The sequence below is a fragment of the Thalassotalea sp. Y01 genome (genome assembly GCF_012932945.1).
Classification (GTDB): domain Bacteria; phylum Pseudomonadota; class Gammaproteobacteria; order Enterobacterales; family Alteromonadaceae; genus Thalassotalea_A.
On record NZ_JABBXG010000015.1, the window covers coordinates 13,546 to 32,939 of the forward strand.

General features: G+C 42.9%; 20 protein-coding genes. 8 read left to right on the top strand and 12 right to left on the bottom strand.

Annotated elements, in window-relative coordinates; genetic code table 11:
- Positions 1 to 160 precede the first annotated feature (160 nt).
- The 6 genes from fabV to HII16_RS16245 all read right to left on the bottom strand — a co-directional run bounded on the left by fabV (position 161) and on the right by HII16_RS16245 (position 5,825).
- Entirely contained in the window at positions 161 to 1,351 is a 1,191-nt protein-coding gene (gene fabV / locus HII16_RS16220) for an enoyl-ACP reductase FabV (RefSeq protein WP_169131823.1), read from the bottom strand.
- A gap of 144 nt (positions 1,352 to 1,495) precedes the next feature.
- Complete coding sequence (gene dctP / locus HII16_RS16225; protein ID WP_169131825.1) at positions 1,496 to 2,584, bottom strand: TRAP transporter substrate-binding protein DctP; 1,089 nt, start codon at positions 2,582 to 2,584, stop codon at positions 1,496 to 1,498.
- 144 nt (positions 2,585 to 2,728) lie between these two features.
- Complete coding sequence (locus tag HII16_RS16230; protein ID WP_169131827.1) at positions 2,729 to 4,093, bottom strand: TRAP transporter large permease subunit; 1,365 nt, start codon at positions 4,091 to 4,093, stop codon at positions 2,729 to 2,731.
- Positions 4,093 to 4,677 (bottom strand): TRAP transporter small permease subunit, encoded by a 585-nt coding sequence (locus HII16_RS16235; RefSeq protein WP_169131829.1) that lies wholly within the window; start codon positions 4,675 to 4,677, stop codon positions 4,093 to 4,095. Before HII16_RS16235 ends, HII16_RS16230 begins: the two co-directional genes overlap by 1 nt.
- Before the next feature lie 146 nt (positions 4,678 to 4,823).
- Positions 4,824 to 5,141: a BolA/IbaG family iron-sulfur metabolism protein gene (locus HII16_RS16240; RefSeq protein WP_169131831.1), complete on the bottom strand. Its 318-nt coding sequence runs from the start codon at positions 5,139 to 5,141 to the stop codon at positions 4,824 to 4,826.
- 18 nt (positions 5,142 to 5,159) lie between these two features.
- Positions 5,160 to 5,825 (bottom strand): alpha-ketoglutarate-dependent dioxygenase AlkB, encoded by a 666-nt coding sequence (locus HII16_RS16245; RefSeq protein ID WP_169131833.1) that lies wholly within the window; start codon positions 5,823 to 5,825, stop codon positions 5,160 to 5,162.
- 36 nt (positions 5,826 to 5,861) lie between these two features.
- Between HII16_RS16245 and HII16_RS16250 the strand changes: the two genes are divergently transcribed.
- The 7 genes from HII16_RS16250 to HII16_RS16280 all read left to right on the top strand — a co-directional run bounded on the left by HII16_RS16250 (position 5,862) and on the right by HII16_RS16280 (position 12,395).
- A complete protein-coding gene (locus tag HII16_RS16250) occupies positions 5,862 to 6,998 on the top strand; it encodes a methyltransferase (protein ID WP_169131835.1) in 1,137 nt (378 codons plus the stop codon).
- Complete coding sequence (locus HII16_RS16255) at positions 6,998 to 7,564, top strand: YajG family lipoprotein (protein ID WP_169131837.1); 567 nt, start codon at positions 6,998 to 7,000, stop codon at positions 7,562 to 7,564. The genes HII16_RS16250 and HII16_RS16255 overlap by 1 nt, the downstream gene beginning before the upstream one ends.
- 3 nt (positions 7,565 to 7,567) lie before the next feature.
- A complete protein-coding gene (locus HII16_RS16260) occupies positions 7,568 to 8,176 on the top strand; it encodes a peptidylprolyl isomerase (protein WP_169131839.1) in 609 nt (202 codons plus the stop codon).
- A 166-nt stretch (positions 8,177 to 8,342) separates the two neighbouring features.
- Positions 8,343 to 8,699: a hypothetical protein gene (locus HII16_RS16265; RefSeq protein WP_211183546.1), complete on the top strand. Its 357-nt coding sequence runs from the start codon at positions 8,343 to 8,345 to the stop codon at positions 8,697 to 8,699.
- 97 nt (positions 8,700 to 8,796) lie between these two features.
- Positions 8,797 to 10,056, top strand: coding sequence for an AmpG family muropeptide MFS transporter (locus HII16_RS16270; RefSeq protein WP_135439382.1), 1,260 nt, complete (start codon positions 8,797 to 8,799; stop codon positions 10,054 to 10,056).
- A 400-nt stretch (positions 10,057 to 10,456) separates the two neighbouring features.
- Entirely contained in the window at positions 10,457 to 11,839 is a 1,383-nt protein-coding gene (locus HII16_RS16275) for a DEAD/DEAH box helicase (RefSeq protein WP_169131841.1), read from the top strand.
- A gap of 256 nt (positions 11,840 to 12,095) precedes the next feature.
- Positions 12,096 to 12,395, top strand: coding sequence for a hypothetical protein (locus HII16_RS16280; RefSeq protein ID WP_348981437.1), 300 nt, complete (start codon positions 12,096 to 12,098; stop codon positions 12,393 to 12,395).
- 30 nt (positions 12,396 to 12,425) lie between these two features.
- On the opposite strand, the gene HII16_RS16285 is transcribed toward HII16_RS16280, so the two are convergent.
- The 6 genes from HII16_RS16285 to HII16_RS16310 all read right to left on the bottom strand — a co-directional run bounded on the left by HII16_RS16285 (position 12,426) and on the right by HII16_RS16310 (position 17,923).
- Positions 12,426 to 13,238, bottom strand: coding sequence for an arylamine N-acetyltransferase (locus tag HII16_RS16285; protein WP_169131845.1), 813 nt, complete (start codon positions 13,236 to 13,238; stop codon positions 12,426 to 12,428).
- A gap of 189 nt (positions 13,239 to 13,427) precedes the next feature.
- Entirely contained in the window at positions 13,428 to 13,778 is a 351-nt protein-coding gene (locus tag HII16_RS16290) for a VOC family protein (protein WP_169131847.1), read from the bottom strand.
- Positions 13,778 to 14,623 carry a peptidylprolyl isomerase gene (locus tag HII16_RS16295; protein WP_169131849.1) on the bottom strand — a complete coding sequence of 282 codons (846 nt, stop codon included), beginning with the start codon at positions 14,621 to 14,623 and terminating at the stop codon, positions 13,778 to 13,780. Before HII16_RS16295 ends, HII16_RS16290 begins: the two co-directional genes overlap by 1 nt.
- A gap of 111 nt (positions 14,624 to 14,734) precedes the next feature.
- Complete coding sequence (locus tag HII16_RS16300; protein WP_169131851.1) at positions 14,735 to 15,865, bottom strand: sodium ion-translocating decarboxylase subunit beta; 1,131 nt, start codon at positions 15,863 to 15,865, stop codon at positions 14,735 to 14,737.
- A 9-nt stretch (positions 15,866 to 15,874) separates the two neighbouring features.
- Positions 15,875 to 17,656: a sodium-extruding oxaloacetate decarboxylase subunit alpha gene (gene oadA, locus HII16_RS16305; RefSeq protein WP_169131853.1), complete on the bottom strand. Its 1,782-nt coding sequence runs from the start codon at positions 17,654 to 17,656 to the stop codon at positions 15,875 to 15,877.
- Positions 17,657 to 17,665: 9 nt separating this feature from the next.
- Entirely contained in the window at positions 17,666 to 17,923 is a 258-nt protein-coding gene (locus HII16_RS16310) for an OadG family transporter subunit (protein WP_135439376.1), read from the bottom strand.
- 679 nt (positions 17,924 to 18,602) lie between these two features.
- Here HII16_RS16310 and HII16_RS16315 point away from each other — a divergent pair.
- Positions 18,603 to 19,394 (top strand): amidohydrolase family protein (locus HII16_RS16315; protein ID WP_211183547.1); only part of this gene is annotated, 792 nt, incomplete at its 3' end.

Here is a 19,394-nt window from a genome sequence, read left to right on the forward strand (position 1 = left end):
ACACAAATAACTTTCCTCAGCACACAAAAAAAACCAATAAAAACAGTAGCTAAGAGAATTGTAATTTTAGTAAAAAATTATAGTAGAAAATGAAAAAATAAACGCCCAAAATCGTCAATTTAACGACCTTGGGCGAATATTAAGATTTGAGTAAGAAAAGTTATAACATGTTGTTAATTGGCGCTAGAGGGCTAATGTCAGCGTCGTAATCAACACCATCAACTTCAAAGCCAAACAATTTCATAAATTCATGGTTATAACCAACATAATCGGTTAATTCATCAATCGAGTCCGTATCAACCTGGTCCCAAATCGCTTGCACACGATCTTGTACCGAGTCTTCAAGCTCTTTTAAATTTTGCATGATGCGATTATGTTCATCCAAATCGCGAGACGTTGAATATAGGTTATCGCGGAACAAACCTTGAATTTGTTGGATAGGGTTTTCCTGAGTGCCATCTTGCTTCATCACCTTGAACAGGCCAGAGATGTACAACGGCATAATTGGAATCGCAGAGCTTGCTTGGGTAACAACCGCATTAAGCGATGTTACAAAGGCTTCACCATTAAGATCAGCCGTTACGTTGCGAATTTCAGTTGCCGCACGGTCAAGATCTTCTTTGGCACGACCGATAGTAGCTTTACCATATAACGGCCATGTTAATTGCTTACCGATATAGGTGTATGCCACGGTTTTACAGCCTTGAGCAAGAACACCTGCTTCGGTAAGAGCTTTCATCCAAAGCTCCCAATCTTCGCCACCCATGACTTTGATGGTGCCGGCAATTTCTTCTTCGCTAGCAGGTTCTACTGCCACTTCTTCAATAACACGTTTTGATGTGTTTAACGACTTAGTGGTAAAACCATTGCCGATTGGCTTAAGCGCTGATGCGTATATTTCACCTGTTACAGGGTCAGTACGACGCGGCGCTGCAAGTGAATAAACAACAAGGTCTACTTGACCAAGATCTTCTTTGATGGTCGCTATGGCACGTTCTTTCAATTCATTTGAGAACGCATCACCGTTAATGTTTTTAGAATAAAGGCCAGCTTCGTCTGCTGCTGCTTCAAATGCAGCGGTGTTGTACCAACCTGCAGAACCGGTGCGTTTTTCAGTAGGTTCTTTTTCAAAGAAAATACCTAATGTTGATGCACCGCCACCGAATGCCGATGTAATACGAGATGCCAGACCGTAACCCGTTGACGCACCGATAACCAATACTTTTTTCGGCATGTTGTCAGCTTGCGGCTGAGACTTTACATAATCGATTTGCTCTTGAACGTGCTGAGCACAACCCGTAGGGTGAGCATTTGTACAAATAAAACCACGTACTTTTGGCTTGATAACCATAGTTAAACCTTTTATTTATTCCGTTACAGGTGACAAACATTGCCACTTATATAAAAAATTGCCGCTATTGTACCTGAAAATCATCGAAATGAGGTCAGAGCAGCAATGGTTTTCATTATTTCATGTGCATCGATGCCAATCAGGCTACTGACGATTTTGCAGATACGCTTGCTCACTGATTTCATGATAACTCTTTATTGAGTCATAAAAACGCTTATATGAGGTCCACACTTCATTGACCTGTTCGTCATTTGCCGCCATTTCCTCTATAACCACTTTGGTCGTGTTTTTTAGCACCTCAATGACTTGCGGTGGAAAGGTTTTTACTTCGACGCCATGTTCTTCAACTAAGGTTTTTAGTGCCGCGCTGTTACGCGCGGTATATTCACTTAGCATGTCATCATTAACCGCTCGGGCAGCAACAAGCACAATTTCTTGAAGGTCAGATGGTAAACCATTAAACGCTTTTTCGTTGATTAAAAACTCTAAGGTTGCAGTCGGCTCTTGCCATGCTGTGGAATAGTAATATTTAGCGGCTTTGTAAAAACCAAACGCTAAATCATTGTACGGACCAACCCACTCCGATGCGTCCAATGCGCCGCTTTGCAGCGATGGGAATATTTCACCACCTGGCATATTTACCGGCAACGCACCTGCTCGACTCATAACTTCGCCACCGATGCCACCGATTCGCATTTTTAAACCTTGTAGATCTTCAACCGAGTTGATTTCTTTGTTGAACCAACCCGCAAACTGCGCGCCGGAGTTACCGCCAGCAACAGGAATAATACCAAACGGTTTATACAGTTGTTGCCAAAGCTCTAAGCCACCGCCGTAATGCAACCAGGCATTAGTCTCAACGGCGTTCATACCAAATGGTACCGCGGCAAAAAATGATGCTGCGGGGATTTTTCCTTTCCAGTAATAGGCACCAGAGTGGCCCATTTCAGCCGTGCCTTCTGCAACGCTGTCGAATACTTCAAAGCCAGGGACTAATTGACCTGCACCGAATACCTCAATGGTTAGACGGCCGTTACTCATTTTATTGACATGTTGTGCGAATTTTTCTGGGGCAATGCCTAATCCAGGGAAGTTTTTCGGCCAAGACGTGACCAGTTTCCACTTAAACTTTTGTTGTTTAACTTGAGCTTGCGAGGTTTCGCTTTTCTCTCCACAGGCACTGATAAACAGCAATGAGGTTGCCATCAACACGATACGACTGAATGCTTTCATAATCTCCCTTTCCACACTTACGCATTAAAATTACACTGCATTACGCTGCGCCAAGTCGTCAGCAGCCAGTCCACACTAGTGCACATAACGGCAAGACGTAGGCAACGTTGCATGTTTTATTGAATATGTATTAGTACCATACTTTTATGGATAAATCTTATCAGGTAGCCAAGTCACTAACTCAGGCCAAATTGACAACCCCAACAGCAATAACAACTGCATAACGATAAACGGAATCACCCCTTTATATATTTCAGCGGTTTTGATTGTTTTATCGGCGACACCGCGCAAATAAAATAAAGCAAAACCAAAAGGTGGTGTTAAGAACGAGGTTTGCAAGTTTACCGCGATCATGATGCCCAACCACAATGGATTGATATCCATCATCAATAAAATCGGCGCAACAATTGGGATCACCACAAAGGTAATTTCAATAAAATCGAGAATAAAACCCAATAAAAAGATAACCACCATCACCACCAGCATGGCACTAACGGCTCCGCCGGGCAGTTGGTTAAAGAAACTCTGTATTAACTCTTCACCACCTAGTCCGCGAAATACTAAGGAAAACAAACTGGCGCCGATCAGTATTAAGAATACCATGGAAGTTATTTTCAAAGTCGATGTCATAACCGCCTTTAAATTAGTCAGATTCAAAGCGCCATTGAGGGCCGCTAAAATTAACGAGCCAAATGCGCCAACACCAGCGGCTTCGGTTGGTGTTGCATAACCACCTAAGATAGAGCCTAACACCAAGACAATAAGAATAAGTGGTGGTAACAAGGCGCGCAATAAGCGGCCAATATGTAGGTTTTCCTGCTCATCACTCACGGTTATGTTGCCAGGACGTAATAGCGTAACGGCAATAGAATAAACAATATACATCGCCACTAAAATCAAACCTGGGATGACCGCGCCGGCAAACAAATCGCCAACACTGATGGTGTCAGGGTTGAAGTTACCTTGCTTTAGCTGAGCCAGTTGATACGAATTCGATAATACGTCGCCTAACAACACTAAGGCGATGGAAGGCGGGATGATTTGCCCTAATGTGCCGGTCGCACAAATGATGCCGGTTGAAAATCGTTGATCGTACCCACGTTTGATCATGGTCGGTAATGATAAAAGCCCCATGGTGACCACCGTCGCGCCAACAATACCGGTACTGGCGGCTAACAACATACCCACTAAGGTAACCGATATGGCTAAGCCACCACGAAAGCGACCAAACAACTGTGACATTGAGGTCAGTAGCTCTTCGGCAATTCTAGCCCGTTCTAAGACGGTGCCCATAAACACAAACAAAGGCACAGCCAATAAGGTTTGATTGTTTAAAATACCATAATAGCGCGATGGCAATGCCGATAAAAATGAGCCATCAAAAGCACCAAACACGCTGGCAACAGCAGCAAAGATCAACGCCGTACCGGCCAAAGAAAACGCCACAGGGTAGCCCAGCAGCAACACCAAACAGACGCAAACAAACATTAACAAGGCGAGATATTCCATTACAATAGCTCCTTGTTAGCTGCGCTGTGATTGTGGCGGTCAGCATCACCCTGATGATCTGCACCATTTGCGTTTTGGTCGCATATAATCAACCAATTTCGACCTACTTCGGCCAAGCCTTGCAGCGTCAAGGTGAGCACTAATAACCAAATAAGGGTTTTATTGAGATACACCGCCGGCAAACCGCCTGGCTCTTTCGAGCTCTCTAATAGCTGCCAAGACAACAAGACGTAATCGATACTAACGTAGAATACAAACAGGCAAACCGGTAACAACAAAAATATCGTACCGAGTAAATTTACCCAGGCTTTTTGTTTAATAGAGAATTGTTGATAGAAAATATCGACCCGTACATGGGCATCATGTTTTAGGGTAAACGCGGCGCCGAGCATAAATACCGCACCATGGGCGTAGAGCACCATTTCTTGCATGGCTATCCAGCCAAGATTGAAACCATAGCGCAACAACACAATCGCAAATGTTAGTACCACAACCACTATAGTTAACCACGCGATTAACTTACCAGTGTATTCCGTGAAGACATCGACGAGAGAAACAAACCGCCGAACTGCATCTAACTTCATGACGCCTCAAAACCAATATTGTTATTATTATAAAAGCCTATTGATAACAAAATTTTAACCATTAAACCATATCAAAATCACCTGAACAGCATGTAAAAACGCAAAAAGGAGCCACTGAGGACTCCTTTTTACTGCTAGGCTAACGATTAACGTTTGCTGCCACCCAAACAATCAGGTGAGTTAGGCACGGCTTGCGCATTCATTTGCTGCCACTGCTCGAGTGTATAGGTGTGCATCGCCAGCGCGTGAATGGCATTTTCTAATTCATCACTTAACACACTGTTGACCTGACGGTGACGGGCAAGCAATCGCTGGCCATCGAATTTATCGGAAACAACAATCACCTTAAAATGCGACTCGCTGCCCTCTGCGACATTGTGCATATAGCTTTCATTGATCACTTGCAGATGGTGAGGCTGAAAATATTCGTTTAGTTTTTTCTCGATAATGGCTTGCACAGTCATGTAAATAGTTCTCTCGTATTATTCGTCAGCGGGTTGTTTAATCATGCGGTACGTTAAATTGATGCGCCCTGCCATGGCTTTGGTTGATTTTGGCACAGCGTGTTGCCATTCGTTTTGCACATTACCGCGCATCAATAACAGACTTCCTGATTTTAAAGCTATTTGCAGCTTTTCACCACTGCTTTTGTTGCGTAAGCAAAAGCGGCGTGGATGACCAAACGACAAAGAGGCAATAACCGGTTTATCACCCAGCTCTTTTTCATTATCACTATGCCAGCCCATCGAATCTTGCTGATGGCGATACCAATTGGCCAACACCGAATTAAAGCGACATTTTGCCACTTGCTGGCATTGTTCTTTTATTCCCATCAAACTCCAATGCCATGGGCGCGGTTGCATTATCATCCCGGAATATTTATATCGCGCATCGGCATCACCATACCAAGCTTGCAACCTAGGAATGGTGACCATCTTGCCAAACATCTTGATTTGCCACTCTTGCCAAGCCAAATGTTGTTGCAACAAGTGATAGATCGACTCGGCATTGGCCGCCAGAAAATTGGGAAAATAAAGCAACTGGCCATCCAATAAGCGCAAACAATCGGACACATCAGGGGCAATAGCGTTAAGCTTTTCTGGCGTATCTATAGTTAATTTGTCATAGGTTTGCGATAATACACTCATCACTCGTTTACCATTTAATTACGTCGAATATTAATCATGCTAAGCCCATTTATTGTTAATGACTCGCCGGTTCACCTACATCGTTTCCCATTAGCCCAGGTTAATCGCAGCCTGCAAGCGTGGGACGCGGCAGATGAGTATATCATTAACCACCTTAAAGATAGTGGCACACTCGAACGACCATTAAATATTGTCATTTTTAACGACAGCTTTGGCGCACTAACGTTGAATTTGACCGAGCATACACTGCAATTGGTGAATGACTCTTATATTTCCCAGCAAGGGATCAAATATAATCTAGCTGATAATAACTTGGACCATAGCAAGGTCAGCTTGTTGTCTAGCATAGACGATATTAGCCAACCGGTAGACTTGGTGTTATTGAAAATCCCTAAGACCAATAGTTTGTTAGAATTTCAATTGCAGCAAATTCAACAAATCGCCAGTAAAGAGACGCAAGTTATCGCCGCTGCGAGAGCCAAGGACATTCATACCTCAACGTTAAAGTTGTTTGCCAAACACCTTGGTGAGACAACAACCTCATTAGCGGTGAAAAAGGCACGTTTGGTGTTTAGTAAGGTTGATAACGCTAAAAAAACAGCGCCAATTGCCGATAAAGTCTGGCCACTACCGGGCTTTGATATGCACATAAGTAATCAAGCTAATGTGTTTTCAAGAGATAGCATCGATATCGGCGGTGCATTTTTATTACAACACTTGCCGACCTTAAAAGCCGGTGACCAAGTCGCTGATTTGGGTTGTGGTAACGGCATACTAGGTTTGGCCTTAGTAGCCCAAAATGAAGGTATTGAAATGTGCTTTTTTGACGAGTCTCATATGGCCATTTCCTCAGCAAAACAAAATGTTATGAACAATCTGCCAGAGCAGCTGTCAAACTGTCGATTCGTGGTAGGTGACTGCCTCGAAGGTTGCCCTGAAAACAGCTTAGATTTGGTTGTTTGCAACCCACCTTTTCATCAACAACAAGCAGTTACCGATCATATTGCTTGGCAAATGTTTAAAGAGTGTTACAAAACTTTGAAAAAAGGTGGCGAATTAAGGATAATAGGGAACAGGCAGTTGGGATATCATATAAAACTCATGCGACTGTTTAATAATTGCCAAACATTGGCAAGCAATAAGAAATTTGTCATTTTATCGGCCAAAAAATAATGAAACAGAATATAATTGCCGTTGCGCTATCGGCACTGTGCCTTGTAGCTTGCGCTCAAGATCCAAATACAATCAGTTTAAATCCAAAAGTGAATGCACACGCAAATAAGGTATATGACGACCTGAATGCGAAGATTTCAGTATACGATCTACGCTCTACTGCACACATCGTTGAAGTACTGTCTGCCGATCGACCATCAACCTTGATCAGTAGTGCAGACTCATTAAAAGACGTATTGAATAGCGAATTTAGTGATCAACTGGCATTGCAGGGACTGAAATTAAATAATGGTTCTGATTTACAGGTGCAATTTCAAGTTGAAAGAGCTCGTACCTATGTAAATCAAGACGTTTTAGATTATCGTGCTAATACCATCATTAAATTGCGCGTCAAAGTAGAAAACCCTGCACAAACGCTGTCGAAGACTTTTACCTTGCGAGCAACTACTCGTGGTGCGTTATCAGCAGATATCGATGAATTGCAAAAAGACTTTAACGTGCAATTGGCTAAGTTGATCATCCAAGTGGTCGAAGATGAACAATTGCAACAGTTTATAAAAGGTTAATTTATGGTTCGCACCCTAGTCGCGCTGATGCTGACATTATTGATGTCGGCACATGTTATGGCAGCTAAGCAAAAAATTATTGATGCCAATAATTTGTACCCTCAGGTTAAATTAGAAACCTCTATGGGTGTGATCATCATTGAATTAAATCGAGTGAAAGCTCCACTGGCAGTCAATAACTTTCTTTGGCATGTGGTGAGTAAGGAATATGACAACACCATATTCCATCGTGTCATCGAAGATTTTGTGGTTCAAGGTGGCGGTTATGACGCCAACTTTATCCCACGAAAAGAACGCGACTCGATTTTCAATGAATCCGGTAATGGCTTAAAAAACACCTATGGCACTGTAGCAATGGCTCGTCAGCATGATCCACACAGTGCGAAACGCCAATTCTTCTTTAACGTTGGCGAAAATACCGAACTAGATCCTGGTCGCAATTGGGGCTATACGGTTTTTGCTCATGTGACATGGGGCGATGAAGTTCTTGACAAAATGGCGATGGCTGAAACCGACTTTCACGAAGGTCAAAGCTGGCCTGACGTACCAATTGAACCCATTATTTTGATCAGTGCATCCTTGCTACCTGCCGACTACATTCACGAACCATAAATTTAATTCAGGCGCTATAGGCGTCTGATTTATTTTGACAATTTTGATCGTTTCGTTTTATTATTCTGCAACTTTTGCTTGGAAAATTGTCCAAGTATTAACTAGATTTAAATTAACGTAATTTAAAAGAAGTCTTAAACACGGAAGAGACAATGCTAACAAGGATATGAAAGCATTTGGAGTTGTTGTGTACGTGGAAAGCTTTATTAATGACAAAATTTCACAGCTGGTTTATTACCTACAAGCGCTATTAAAAAATTCAGTTCATTACACTGAAGTTGATAACTTTATTTGGGATTGTTTAGAAGAATGGTCACAGTTGAACGTAACTGATGACACCCCTTCGAGTGCCAAAGAACGTGTCTTTTGGCATTTGATTCATGAGATCAAATTATCGTCATTGGTTAATCTCCAAAAGGACTTACCACTATTCGCGGAAATCCAGACCTGTCTAGATTTTTTAACGGATAGAGGCAGTTACCCGATCCATTGTGTTGGTTGGCGTCCAGTCGCAGATTTTTAATCTACGATTAGCTTTTTTTAAATCTTCGATTGGCTTTTTTTAATGCCCGCTATCTGTTAGCCTAGCGCCATAACAACAAGTTTTAGGTCGCTGTTTCATGCCCGCCTCAGAAGCGCATCAACAAGATTCTCCCGGTATCATAGATACCATTTTCAACAAACGTATGCTGATCTGCATATTTACCGGCTTTAGCTCTGGCATGCCGCTATTTTTCCTTTATCAGTTATTACCTGGTTGGTTAAGAAACGAAGGCGTCAGTTTGGCCGAGATAGGTTTGTTTTCCCTTATCGGCATTCCCTATGTATGGAAGTTTATTTGGTCGCCAGCGATGGACCGATACACCTTGCCATTTTTGGGGCGACGACGTGGCTGGATGTTATTAACGCAAGTGGCATTATTGGTGTCTATAGCGATGTTTGCTTACATAGACCCGACCATGGATATCTGGGCTGTCGCCTATTTAGCCGCAGCCGTCGCGTTTTTCAGTGCCAGTCAAGACATCGTACTCGATGCCTATCGACGTGAATTATTACCAGATCATGAGCTTGGCTTGGGCAACTCCATTCACGTGCAAGCGTATCGTTTATCTGGTTTAGTGCCGGGTTCACTCGGCTTTATTCTTGCCGATCAAATGCCTTGGTCTATGGTGTTTATCGTTGTCGCCGCGTTTATGCTAATCGGTGTGGTGATGACATTATCGGTCAAGGAAGCCCGCATAGAAGCCAATGCGCCTAAATCATTGCATGATGCGGTGGTGCTACCTTTTAGAGATTTCATCGATCGTGAAGGCGTGAAATCGGCGCTGCTAATTTTATCATTTCTGTTTTTATATAAGCTTGGCGACAATATGGCAACGGCTTTGCAAACGCCGTTTTTTATTGACCTAGGTTTTAGTAATACCGAAATCGGTGGTATTGCTAAAGTCGCGTCTTTGGTCGCCATGACCATAGGGTTAGCGGTTGGCGGCATCATCATGATCAAGTTATCAATCAATCGCGCCTTGTGGATATTTGGTGTCGTACAAATCGTTTCGATTTTAGGGTTTGCCGCGCTGTCAGAAATAGGTAACAACAATTATGCCTTGGCATTTGCCATGGGCTTTGAATATTTAGGGGTCGGGTTAGGCACAGCCGCGTTTACCGCATTTATTGCGAAAAACACTAATCCAACCTTTGCTGCAACTCAATTTGCGCTATTTACCGCGCTAACCGCGTTGCCACGCACCATTGCCAATGCCGGTACTGGCTTTATTGTTGAGCATATAGGCTGGACACCGTTTTTCCTAGTATGTACCGCACTGGCTGTCCCTGGAATGTTAATGCTATTTAAAGTCGCCCCTTGGCATGAAAAGCACTAACTCGAGCAAAGCGTAAATATGGCATTAACAAGATAGCGAAATTGTTCTATAGTAAAGAGCATAAACCGTTCCACTTTATTAATAAAAATCAAAAGGTTTGCCATGTTGTTACGTTTATTTTTCATACTACCTGTGATTATGTGCCTGATTTGGTGGTGGTATTTAAAATCGAACAATTACAGTATGAAGCAAGGACTTAAAGGTTTTGCTTACATTATCGCCTTTAACCTTATTCTGGTGGGCTTTTTCTCGATAATGATCCACATTACTCGCTGATTGTTCGCTAATTAATCGCTACTTTGATTGCATAGACCTACACTATACTGTACATTGCGCTCGCCCTCGGCTTAACCTTGAATATAGGCTAAGCCATTAATTTTCCAGCAATCAGAGAGTTACTATGAGTTTTGAAACTCTAGGCTTAAGCCCACAAATTTTATCTGCACTACAAGATAAGGGTTACACCACCCCATCGCCTATTCAAGAAAAAGCCATTCCAGCGGTATTATCTGGACAGGACGTTATGGCGGCCGCGCAAACCGGTACCGGCAAAACCGCAGGTTTTACCCTACCGATATTGCAAACTCTTGATAATGGTAAGCAAGTCAAACCAAATCACATTAGAACCTTGATTCTAACCCCGACCCGAGAGCTTGCTGCACAGGTCGGTGATAATGTTGCGACCTATTCAAAGAATCTCAATCTCAGCAGCTTTATCATTTACGGTGGCGTTAAAATCAATCCGCAAATGATGCGTCTAAGAAAGGGTATAGACATTTTAGTTGCTACCCCTGGACGCTTACTGGATTTGTATCAACAAAACGCAGTGAAGTTTAGTCAGGTTGAAGTCTTGGTGTTGGATGAAGCGGATCGCATGCTGGACATGGGCTTTATCAATGATATTGAAAAAATTATTAGACTATTGCCGAAAAAACGACAGAACTTATTGTTCTCTGCGACATTCTCCGATGATATACGTGCATTAGCCAGAGGCTTGGTTAAAGATCCGGTGGAAATTTCCGTTAGTCCGGCCAATACCACCGCTACTACCGTAGAACAAAAGATTGTCACCACCGATAAGAAGAAGAAGCCGCGCTTATTATCTTATTTAATTGGTCATAATAACTGGCAACAAGTGTTAGTATTCACGAAAACCAAACACGGCGCCAATCGCTTAACCCGTCATTTAGAAGAAGATGGTATCAAAGCGTTGGCCATTCACGGCAACAAAAGCCAAGGTGCGCGCACCAAAGCATTAGCACAATTTAAAGATGGCGGTATTCGCGTTTTGGTTGCCACCGATATCGCAGCTCGAGGCATAGACATCAATGAATTAGAGCAAGTTGTGAACTTTGATTTGCCGCATGTTGCTGAAGATTACGTACATCGTATTGGTCGTACTGGTCGAGCCGGTAAAAATGGTAATGCCATCTCGCTTGTTTGCTTTGACGAGTATAAGCAATTGGTTGCCATTGAGCGCCTTACTCAAAAATTATTAGATAGAGAAGAAGTGGCAGGATTTGAAGCCGCTAATCCTGTACCGAAATCTCACGATATTCGCCCTTTTAAAGCGCCAAAACCTAAAAAGCCGAAGAAGCCGAAAGTGGAACACCAAGACGGACAGAAGAGCTCTGATAATGCACGTGGCCACAAACCGGTTGGTAAGAACAAACGCCACACATCAAGCGATAATCCTTACGCTAAAAACACAAGTGGCAAGGCTCGTCGCCGCCCAAATAAATCAGCCAATAAGGAACGCTCCGGCCGCCGTATTGCTGGCTAAGAATAGCGCCCTATTCGTCTTCAAATTCAACTGGCTCGACCGCTTCGTCGAGCCATTTTAATTGTGCTAATGGATCACCCAAGAAAAACTTACTTCACTCTAACACCACACGAGTATTGAGTCGTTTGACCTTTAACTCACTCTGTTCGCTTAGTTGATTACAAGTTCGGTTCAGCGATTTAATATCAGCAAAGCAGCACAATGATATGTAGTCGATTTCACCACTATCAGTTGCTGAAGAAGCGCAATATCAGCGATTACCAAGGGAGGCCGTAGTTATCGAATAGACGTCAAAAATGAGAACATGGCCGCGTATTTAAATGGCAAAATTGACGTTACCATTCCTGATTTAATCTGTTGCTGTGACATGGATAACAACGAGCCAATCACCAACCCTAATTGTCACCAAGGAAGCAATGTCCGTGTCGTCGTTTTGCCTGTGCCTAAAGAGTTTGTAACAGATAAAGGCTTGTCGACATTTGGCCCAGCGTATTTAAGCTTAGATATACCATACTCGGCTGCTGTTGAACGTTATAAAGCGCAACAAAATGGTTAATCCGCTAGCCTTATTCTGCAACTATCTTCGTCACTCTTTTAAGCGAAACAGCAACTTATTTATATTCTGATTTATTTCTAGCTCGGGTAATTCAATGCCGAAATGTTGCAGCAAAGCCTGCTTGTATGTGTCTATATCTCGGTACTCAATTCGAGTTTTACGATTATGTTCGGTGATAATCAATTGTCCATTGGAGATGGTTTTGCGTCCAGTCTTGTCTGCAATAGTACATATAGAGTTACGGGAGAATTGTGATTCTGATGAGGTTTGCTGATAGCGGCACATATCGCTAAAATCGGCAATTGTCCAAGACCTTAAGGTAAACTTGTACTGTTGACTCTGTTCACCTTGCCCTGTTGTTTTTACCAATACATATTCCTGCCCGGATTGCTGTAGTTGGTAATGATGAAAACCATCGTTAATTTGCTCACCAGAAAGAGGCACGGGCACCCTAAAACTGTCACCAAAGCCCACATCGACAATAGCGTCATCCTCAGGCAATTTAACTCGAATCAATAAATGGTCAAAATCAGGGCCATAGCGTCCATTACTCCAAACATTGGCTGCTAACAAGTTTATCTGATATCCAAATGACTTAAGTAACTGTGAAAACAGGTAATTGACCTCATAACAAAAGCCACCACGCTTGTTTTCAATTATCTTGCTGAATAAGTCGTTATATTCAAGAGACAAGGTTTTCCCTAATGGAATATCGAGGTTTTCAAATGGCACATGATATAAATGTGCCTGCATTAGGGTTTGCAAGGATGATAAAGACAATGGTTGTGGCATATCAACATTTATACGTGCCAAATAGCATTGTTGTTGTGAAGGTGTTAGCAATTTTATACTCCTGAAATGTGCTCGCGCCCCACCATGATGGTTACGCTTTACTATATAAAGCAGCATACTAATACCTCAAGTCTGGTTGAGGTAAAGCACTTTTATTGAATAAAAAGATTAAATGACATTATCGTTAGTTCTTTGCTTAAAACTACAGTCTTATTGGTCACTAACCATTTAGTCTCTAAATCAACTATCTGACCAGATAGCTAACTCATTGCCGCCAGGATCAGTAAAATGAAAACGTCGGCCGCCGGGAAAGGAAAATATTGGTTTTACAATAACCCCACCGTGGTTAATCACTTTTGCCAAAGATTCTTCTAAATGACTGGAATATAGCACCACTAAAGGTGCACCTTGTTGATAGCTGGCGGTTTTATCGTGCAGGTAAAAGCCACCATTAAATGACCCGTCGTTAAACGCCGTATAGTCCGGGCCATAGTCAGTAAATTGCCATTGAAATGCCTGACTATAAAACTGTTTAACTTTGCGAATGTCTGTGGTTGGCAATTCGATATAATTGATTGTTTCCGCTACCATTATTTGCTCTCCTGTTGGCTGGCAACTTTTTGATAGCAAACATCAAGATTGCCGTTTCCTTTGTGATGGTAAAAGTCATGTGAATACTTGCGGCGTTGCGCTAATTTGTTTTGAAAATAGTCGCTTGTAGTATCTTCAATGAGCCAATGTTGCTGCTCATTTTTTGCCAATTGAGAGCCAAGATATGCCTTGATAATAAAACTTGGCTGTTTTGCATCACTAAACGCACCACTCAATAAGTCATCGCCTCGCTCTATTTTATACAGCGCTTGCCAACCATCAATAACCCGGCCAAATACGCTCATATTGCGATCTAGATGGCGCGGTGAGACGCCAAACATAATGGCAAAGTCTGTGGTGCCAGAATGAATGTTATTGCCCCGGGCTAAATTGATCACCCCCGGACAATGAATTAACCATTCTTTGTTTTCGCTGACAGAGCGCCCTACCGCGAAACCTTGAATAAAGCCGGTCTGCTCTGCTAATAAGTCAGCAGACTGAACTAAGGTAAATGGCGATTCTTTATTGATGTCCCGCTCAATTTCAGCCTGCATTGAGGTTTTGACTTTACTGGTTTTGCTGCCGCTGGCATCGCCGCCTTGCACCACAAAGTTTTCGATCACCCGATAAAACGGTAGGCCATCATAAAAGCCTTCTTGTACCAACTTACGCATGTACTCAACATGACGAGGAGCAAAAAACTGTGCCAACTCAATGGTCACAGTGCCTTGATTGGTTTTCAGGTAGAGCAGATTCTCTTGTTCGACTTTTCGCCATGATGGTTGATTGGCCAAAGCGGTTAATGAAGTAAATAACAGTACGATTATAGCGATGTTACGTAACATAATAAGTCCCTGATATTGCGTTTATCAATTAACCATAAAGCAATTATGATAAAAATTACAGGCATAAAAAAACCACGCTTGAGCGTGGTTTTTTCGATATAGATTAATCGTTTAACCAACTAAGGCTAACAATACACCTGCAGCTACCGCCGAGCCAAGGACACCCGCGACATTTGGTCCCATCGCATGCATTAACAAGAAGTTATGTGGGTTTGACTCAAGACCAACTTTATTGACCACGCGTGCCGCCATAGGCACGGCAGACACACCGGCAGCACCAACCAATGGGTTAATTGGGTCGGTAGAGAACTTAGCCATTATTTTCGCCATTAATACACCTGCTGCGGTACCGATTGAAAATGCCACAGCACCTAGACCTAAAATACCTAAGGTTTCAACATTCAAAAACGATTCAGCGCTTAGCTTGGAACCAACACCTAAACCTAGGAAGATGGTGACGATGTTAATTAACTCGTTCTGCGCCGTTGAGCTTAAACGATCCACCACACCACATTCACGCATCAAGTTACCTAAACAGAACATGCCCACTAGCGGCGTGGCTGCTGGTAGAAAGAAAATGGTCATCATCAAAACAGCTAATGGGAACAAAATCTTTTCAATTTTGGTGACATGACGCAATTGCTTCATTTCAATCTTGCGCTCTTCTTTATTGGTTAGCGCTTTCATGATTGGTGGTTGAATTATGGGTACGAGTGCCATGTATGAATACGCTGCTACCGCAATGGCACCGAGTAATTCTGGGGCAAGTTTCGAGGCTAAGAAAATAGCCGTTGGACCATCAGCTCCACCAATAATGGCTATTGCTGAGGCATCTTGCAGACTGAAATTAAAACCCGGGAGCGCATTTAAGGCAATGGCACCAAACAGTGTGGCAAAAATACCAAACTGCGCTGCCGCACCGAGCAATAACATACGCGGATTGGCGATAAGCGCGCCAAAATCAGTCATCGCACCAACCCCCATAAAAATCAATAATGGGAAGATACCGGTATCAATGCCAGCGTAGTAAATGTAGTGCAATACACCACCGACTTCGCTAAAACCAGCAACCGGTATATTGGTTAGGATTGCACCAAAACCAATTGGCAATAACAACAAAGGCTCAAATTTTTTCGCTATAGCTAAAAATAGCAAACCGAGGCCGACCAACATCATGATCACCTGGCCCAACTCAAAGTTAGCCAGGCCTGTGGAGTTCCACAGGATATTCAAGGAGTCCATTTGCTACTCCTACAACGTCAGCAACGCGTCGCCTACAGCTACGCTATCGCCTTCTTTTACATCAACACTCGACACCGTGCCAGTTGCCGTTGCGCGAATTTCTGTTTCCATTTTCATCGCTTCCATGACAACAACCACATCGCCTTCAGTAACCGTATCGCCAGCTTTCACCAACAACTTGAAGATGTTTCCTGCCAATGGTGCATCAATTGTCGAGCCACCAGACGCCACAGCAGGCGCTGCAGAAGCGCTAGGCGCAGCAACCGCAATGTTTTCAATGCTACCACCTGGGGCGACAACCACATCGTAAACATGACCGTCTACTTGTACTGCATAGCTTTCGGCTTTACCTTTAACAGGCGCTGCTTGAACCGCTGCCGGTTTAACATCGTCGGCACTCGGTACCGGTTCAAACGCGTCTGGATTGTTACGATTCTCTAGGAACTTAAGGCCAATTTGCGGGAAAAGTGCGTAGGTTAATACGTCGTCGATAACCTCGTCAGCAAGATCAATATTTTTATCTTTTGCTAATTCCATCAGTTCGGTTTCGAGTTTATCTAGCTCAGGCTCAAGGAAATCCGCAGGACGACCTGTAATCGCTTCACCACCATCTAACACGCGCTTTTGTAAATCACCGTCAACAGGGGCTGGTGTCGCGCCATATTCGCCTTTAAGAACACCAGCGGTTTCTTTAGTGATCGACTTATAACGTTCACCGGTGAGCACGTTTAGTACCGATTGGGTACCAACAATTTGTGATGTTGGCGTAACCAAAGGAATGTAACCTAACTCTTTACGAACACGCGGGATCTCTTCCAACACTTCGTCAAACTTGTCTGCTGCGCCTTGCTCACGCAGTTGATTTTCCATATTGGTTAACATGCCACCAGGCACTTGTGCTAACAATATACGTGCATCAACGCCTTTCAAGCTGCCTTCAAACTTGGCATATTTAGCTCGCACTTCACGGAAGTAAGTTGCAACTTCGGCCAGTTTTTCCATATCAAGACCAGTATCTCGGTCACGACCTTTAACCGTAGAAACGATAGATTCTGTTGGTGAATGCCCATAAGTCATCGACATTGATGAAATGGAAGTATCAATCACATCAACACCGGCATCAATGGCTTTCATGTGAGTGGCCATGCTTAGACCAGTTGTCGCATGACAATGCAATGAAATAGGTAAACCAACCTGATCTTTTAATTTGCCAATCAACTCTTCGCCGTCGTACGGGTTAAGTAAACCTGACATATCTTTAATACATAACGAGTGAGCCCCCATATCCTGCATTCGTTTGGCCATATCAAGCCAGGTATCGATGGTATGCACTGGAGATTCGGTGAATGACAACGTACCTTGGGCATGTGCTCCAACTTTAACCGCCGCTTTGATCGCGGTTTCTAAATTGCGGGTATCATTCATGGCATCAAAAATTCGGAACACGTCAACGCCATTTACATGGGCTCGCTCTACAAATTTTTCTACAACGTCATCAGCATAGTGACGATAACCAAGGATATTTTGGCCACGAAACAGCATTTGTTGCTTGGTATTAGGCATCGCCTCTTTTAATTTACGAATGCGCTCCCATGGATCTTCACCTAAATAACGAATACAAGAGTCGAACGTAGCGCCGCCCCATGATTCGATAGACCAATAACCGATTTCATCCATTTTTTTGGCAATTGGCAACATATCTTCTAAACGAAAACGGGTAGCCAATAATGATTGGTGACCATCACGTAAGACTAACTCAGTGATCCCCAACTTATTTAATGACTCGGACATAGTTTGCTCCTAAATTTGTACGTTATTCTTGCGATAGTGAGCGATAGCAGTGCTAATTGCAGCAACAACCCCTGGCGCGATTTGATCACTCTTGGCAACAGAGGTGTTTACTTTTTTGCTCTGCGGTGCAGTCTCTGGAAAATGGCTGCCAATCTTGGCCAGCAGTTTGATGGCATAAATCAAAACAGTTAAAAATGCGAAAACAAACCCCATACCAACTAGTAAAAGCATACCAGCTTCAATAAATACTTGTGATAGGTTTTCCATAGTCGATCTCATTAGCGTAATAAAGAATTTAGAATAATCACTCAAATTCAAAATGGCAATGATAAAATGTCAATTAGATGTAAATATTCACTGTCAAGAGGAAAAATGAGTAAAAAACAGTGGTTTTTAGATAAAAACCGCATAACTATGCACAATTTCTATTTAGCGTGAATTTTTATTCCAATCTTACCAATAAAAAACACCATGGTTTTGTATAGCAATTAGCCAATCCATTGGTTATTTCAAGCAATAATGCGGCATTCACAGCGAAAACATGCTCCTTCTATGGCACTATTTTTTGGGGTTTATGTGGTGCTGTGCTAGGACAACGCTTAAACGCGCGAATGAAATTAGGTTGTTGCGTATAGCCAAATCTATGCGCGATTAGTGGTAGATAAGTCAACCAATAGCCGCAATAATAAACGCGCATTAAATGGTCTCCAACCCTTCGACAACACACATGTTAAGCTATCATAAACATGCTAATGCTAGCTCTTACCTGAAAAATTCGTTCTATACTTAATTGCAGTTAAATCAAACTTTTATATAACAAACCAGATATAAACAATAATTCCTATATCGATAACACTTGACGCCTGACTCAATGTTAAAAATCTATTAAATCATGCAGATGCCTACGCATAGTGATCAATTTGTATCTGCGCCCTAATGGAAAGCCATGATGAAAATGAAAAATCAATCTAGAACAACTGCGTTTATTACCGCCATTTGCCTTGGTGCTCTAACCTATGCGGCAAACATCCTTGCTGCCGGTGGCGGTGCTCCGGCGGTCGACCAAAACTTTAAGATTGAAGCCGGCACCACCTTATTTAAAAACGTTAACGTGTTTAATGGTACTGACAATAAGCTTTACAAAGGTCTTAACGTGTTAGTTGAAGGTACCACCATTAGCAAAATCAGTGATGACGATATCCCCATTAACGGCGATGCTCGGATCATCGATGGTCAAGGTAAAACCTTAATGCCTGGCCTTATTGATGGTCATGCGCACATCATGATCAACAACAACTTTGCTAACGTTGAAAGTGATATGGACTTAACCGATATGTCTTATCGTGCTTCGATTGTCGCTGAACGTTTTCTTATGGATGGCTTCACCACAGTGCGTGACATGGGTGGCCCAGCATTTGGACTGATGCGTAACATCAATTCTGGTCATATTATCGGTCCTAAGATTTTTCCATCAGGCACTTTTATTTCACAAACCTCTGGCCATGGTGATTTTCGTGACCGCGGTGATGCCGGCTTCTCACCAACCAGTGCACACGATGCATCAAACTTTGAACACTTTGGTATTGGCGCTGTTGCCGATGGTGAAGCGGAAGTATTAAAAGCAACGCGCACCAACTTACGTAACGGTGCGACACAAATTAAAATCATGGCCGGTGGTGGTGGTTCATCCAAATATGACCCAATCGATACAGTACAGTTTTCTAAAGAAGAAACCTGT

What these genes read in the sequence shown, in the direction of transcription:
- fabV (WP_169131823.1), bottom strand. Translation starts at nt 1,351, where the DNA reads ATGGTTATCAAGCCAAAAGTACGTGGTTTTATTTGTACAAATGCTCAC.
- dctP (WP_169131825.1), bottom strand. Translation starts at nt 2,584, where the DNA reads ATGAAAGCATTCAGTCGTATCGTGTTGATGGCAACCTCATTGCTGTTT.
- HII16_RS16230 (WP_169131827.1), bottom strand. Translation starts at nt 4,093, where the DNA reads ATGGAATATCTCGCCTTGTTAATGTTTGTTTGCGTCTGTTTGGTGTTG.
- HII16_RS16235 (WP_169131829.1), bottom strand. Translation starts at nt 4,677, where the DNA reads ATGAAGTTAGATGCAGTTCGGCGGTTTGTTTCTCTCGTCGATGTCTTC.
- HII16_RS16240 (WP_169131831.1), bottom strand. Translation starts at nt 5,141, where the DNA reads ATGACTGTGCAAGCCATTATCGAGAAAAAACTAAACGAATATTTTCAG.
- HII16_RS16245 (WP_169131833.1), bottom strand. Translation starts at nt 5,825, where the DNA reads ATGAGTGTATTATCGCAAACCTATGACAAATTAACTATAGATACGCCA.
- HII16_RS16250 (WP_169131835.1), top strand. Translation starts at nt 5,862, where the DNA reads ATGCTAAGCCCATTTATTGTTAATGACTCGCCGGTTCACCTACATCGT.
- HII16_RS16255 (WP_169131837.1), top strand. Translation starts at nt 6,998, where the DNA reads ATGAAACAGAATATAATTGCCGTTGCGCTATCGGCACTGTGCCTTGTA.
- HII16_RS16260 (WP_169131839.1), top strand. Translation starts at nt 7,568, where the DNA reads ATGGTTCGCACCCTAGTCGCGCTGATGCTGACATTATTGATGTCGGCA.
- HII16_RS16265 (WP_211183546.1), top strand. Translation starts at nt 8,343, where the DNA reads ATGAAAGCATTTGGAGTTGTTGTGTACGTGGAAAGCTTTATTAATGAC.
- HII16_RS16270 (WP_135439382.1), top strand. Translation starts at nt 8,797, where the DNA reads ATGCCCGCCTCAGAAGCGCATCAACAAGATTCTCCCGGTATCATAGAT.
- HII16_RS16275 (WP_169131841.1), top strand. Translation starts at nt 10,457, where the DNA reads ATGAGTTTTGAAACTCTAGGCTTAAGCCCACAAATTTTATCTGCACTA.
- HII16_RS16290 (WP_169131847.1), bottom strand. Translation starts at nt 13,778, where the DNA reads ATGGTAGCGGAAACAATCAATTATATCGAATTGCCAACCACAGACATT.
- HII16_RS16295 (WP_169131849.1), bottom strand. Translation starts at nt 14,623, where the DNA reads ATGTTACGTAACATCGCTATAATCGTACTGTTATTTACTTCATTAACC.
- HII16_RS16300 (WP_169131851.1), bottom strand. Translation starts at nt 15,865, where the DNA reads ATGGACTCCTTGAATATCCTGTGGAACTCCACAGGCCTGGCTAACTTT.
- oadA (WP_169131853.1), bottom strand. Translation starts at nt 17,656, where the DNA reads ATGTCCGAGTCATTAAATAAGTTGGGGATCACTGAGTTAGTCTTACGT.
- HII16_RS16310 (WP_135439376.1), bottom strand. Translation starts at nt 17,923, where the DNA reads ATGGAAAACCTATCACAAGTATTTATTGAAGCTGGTATGCTTTTACTA.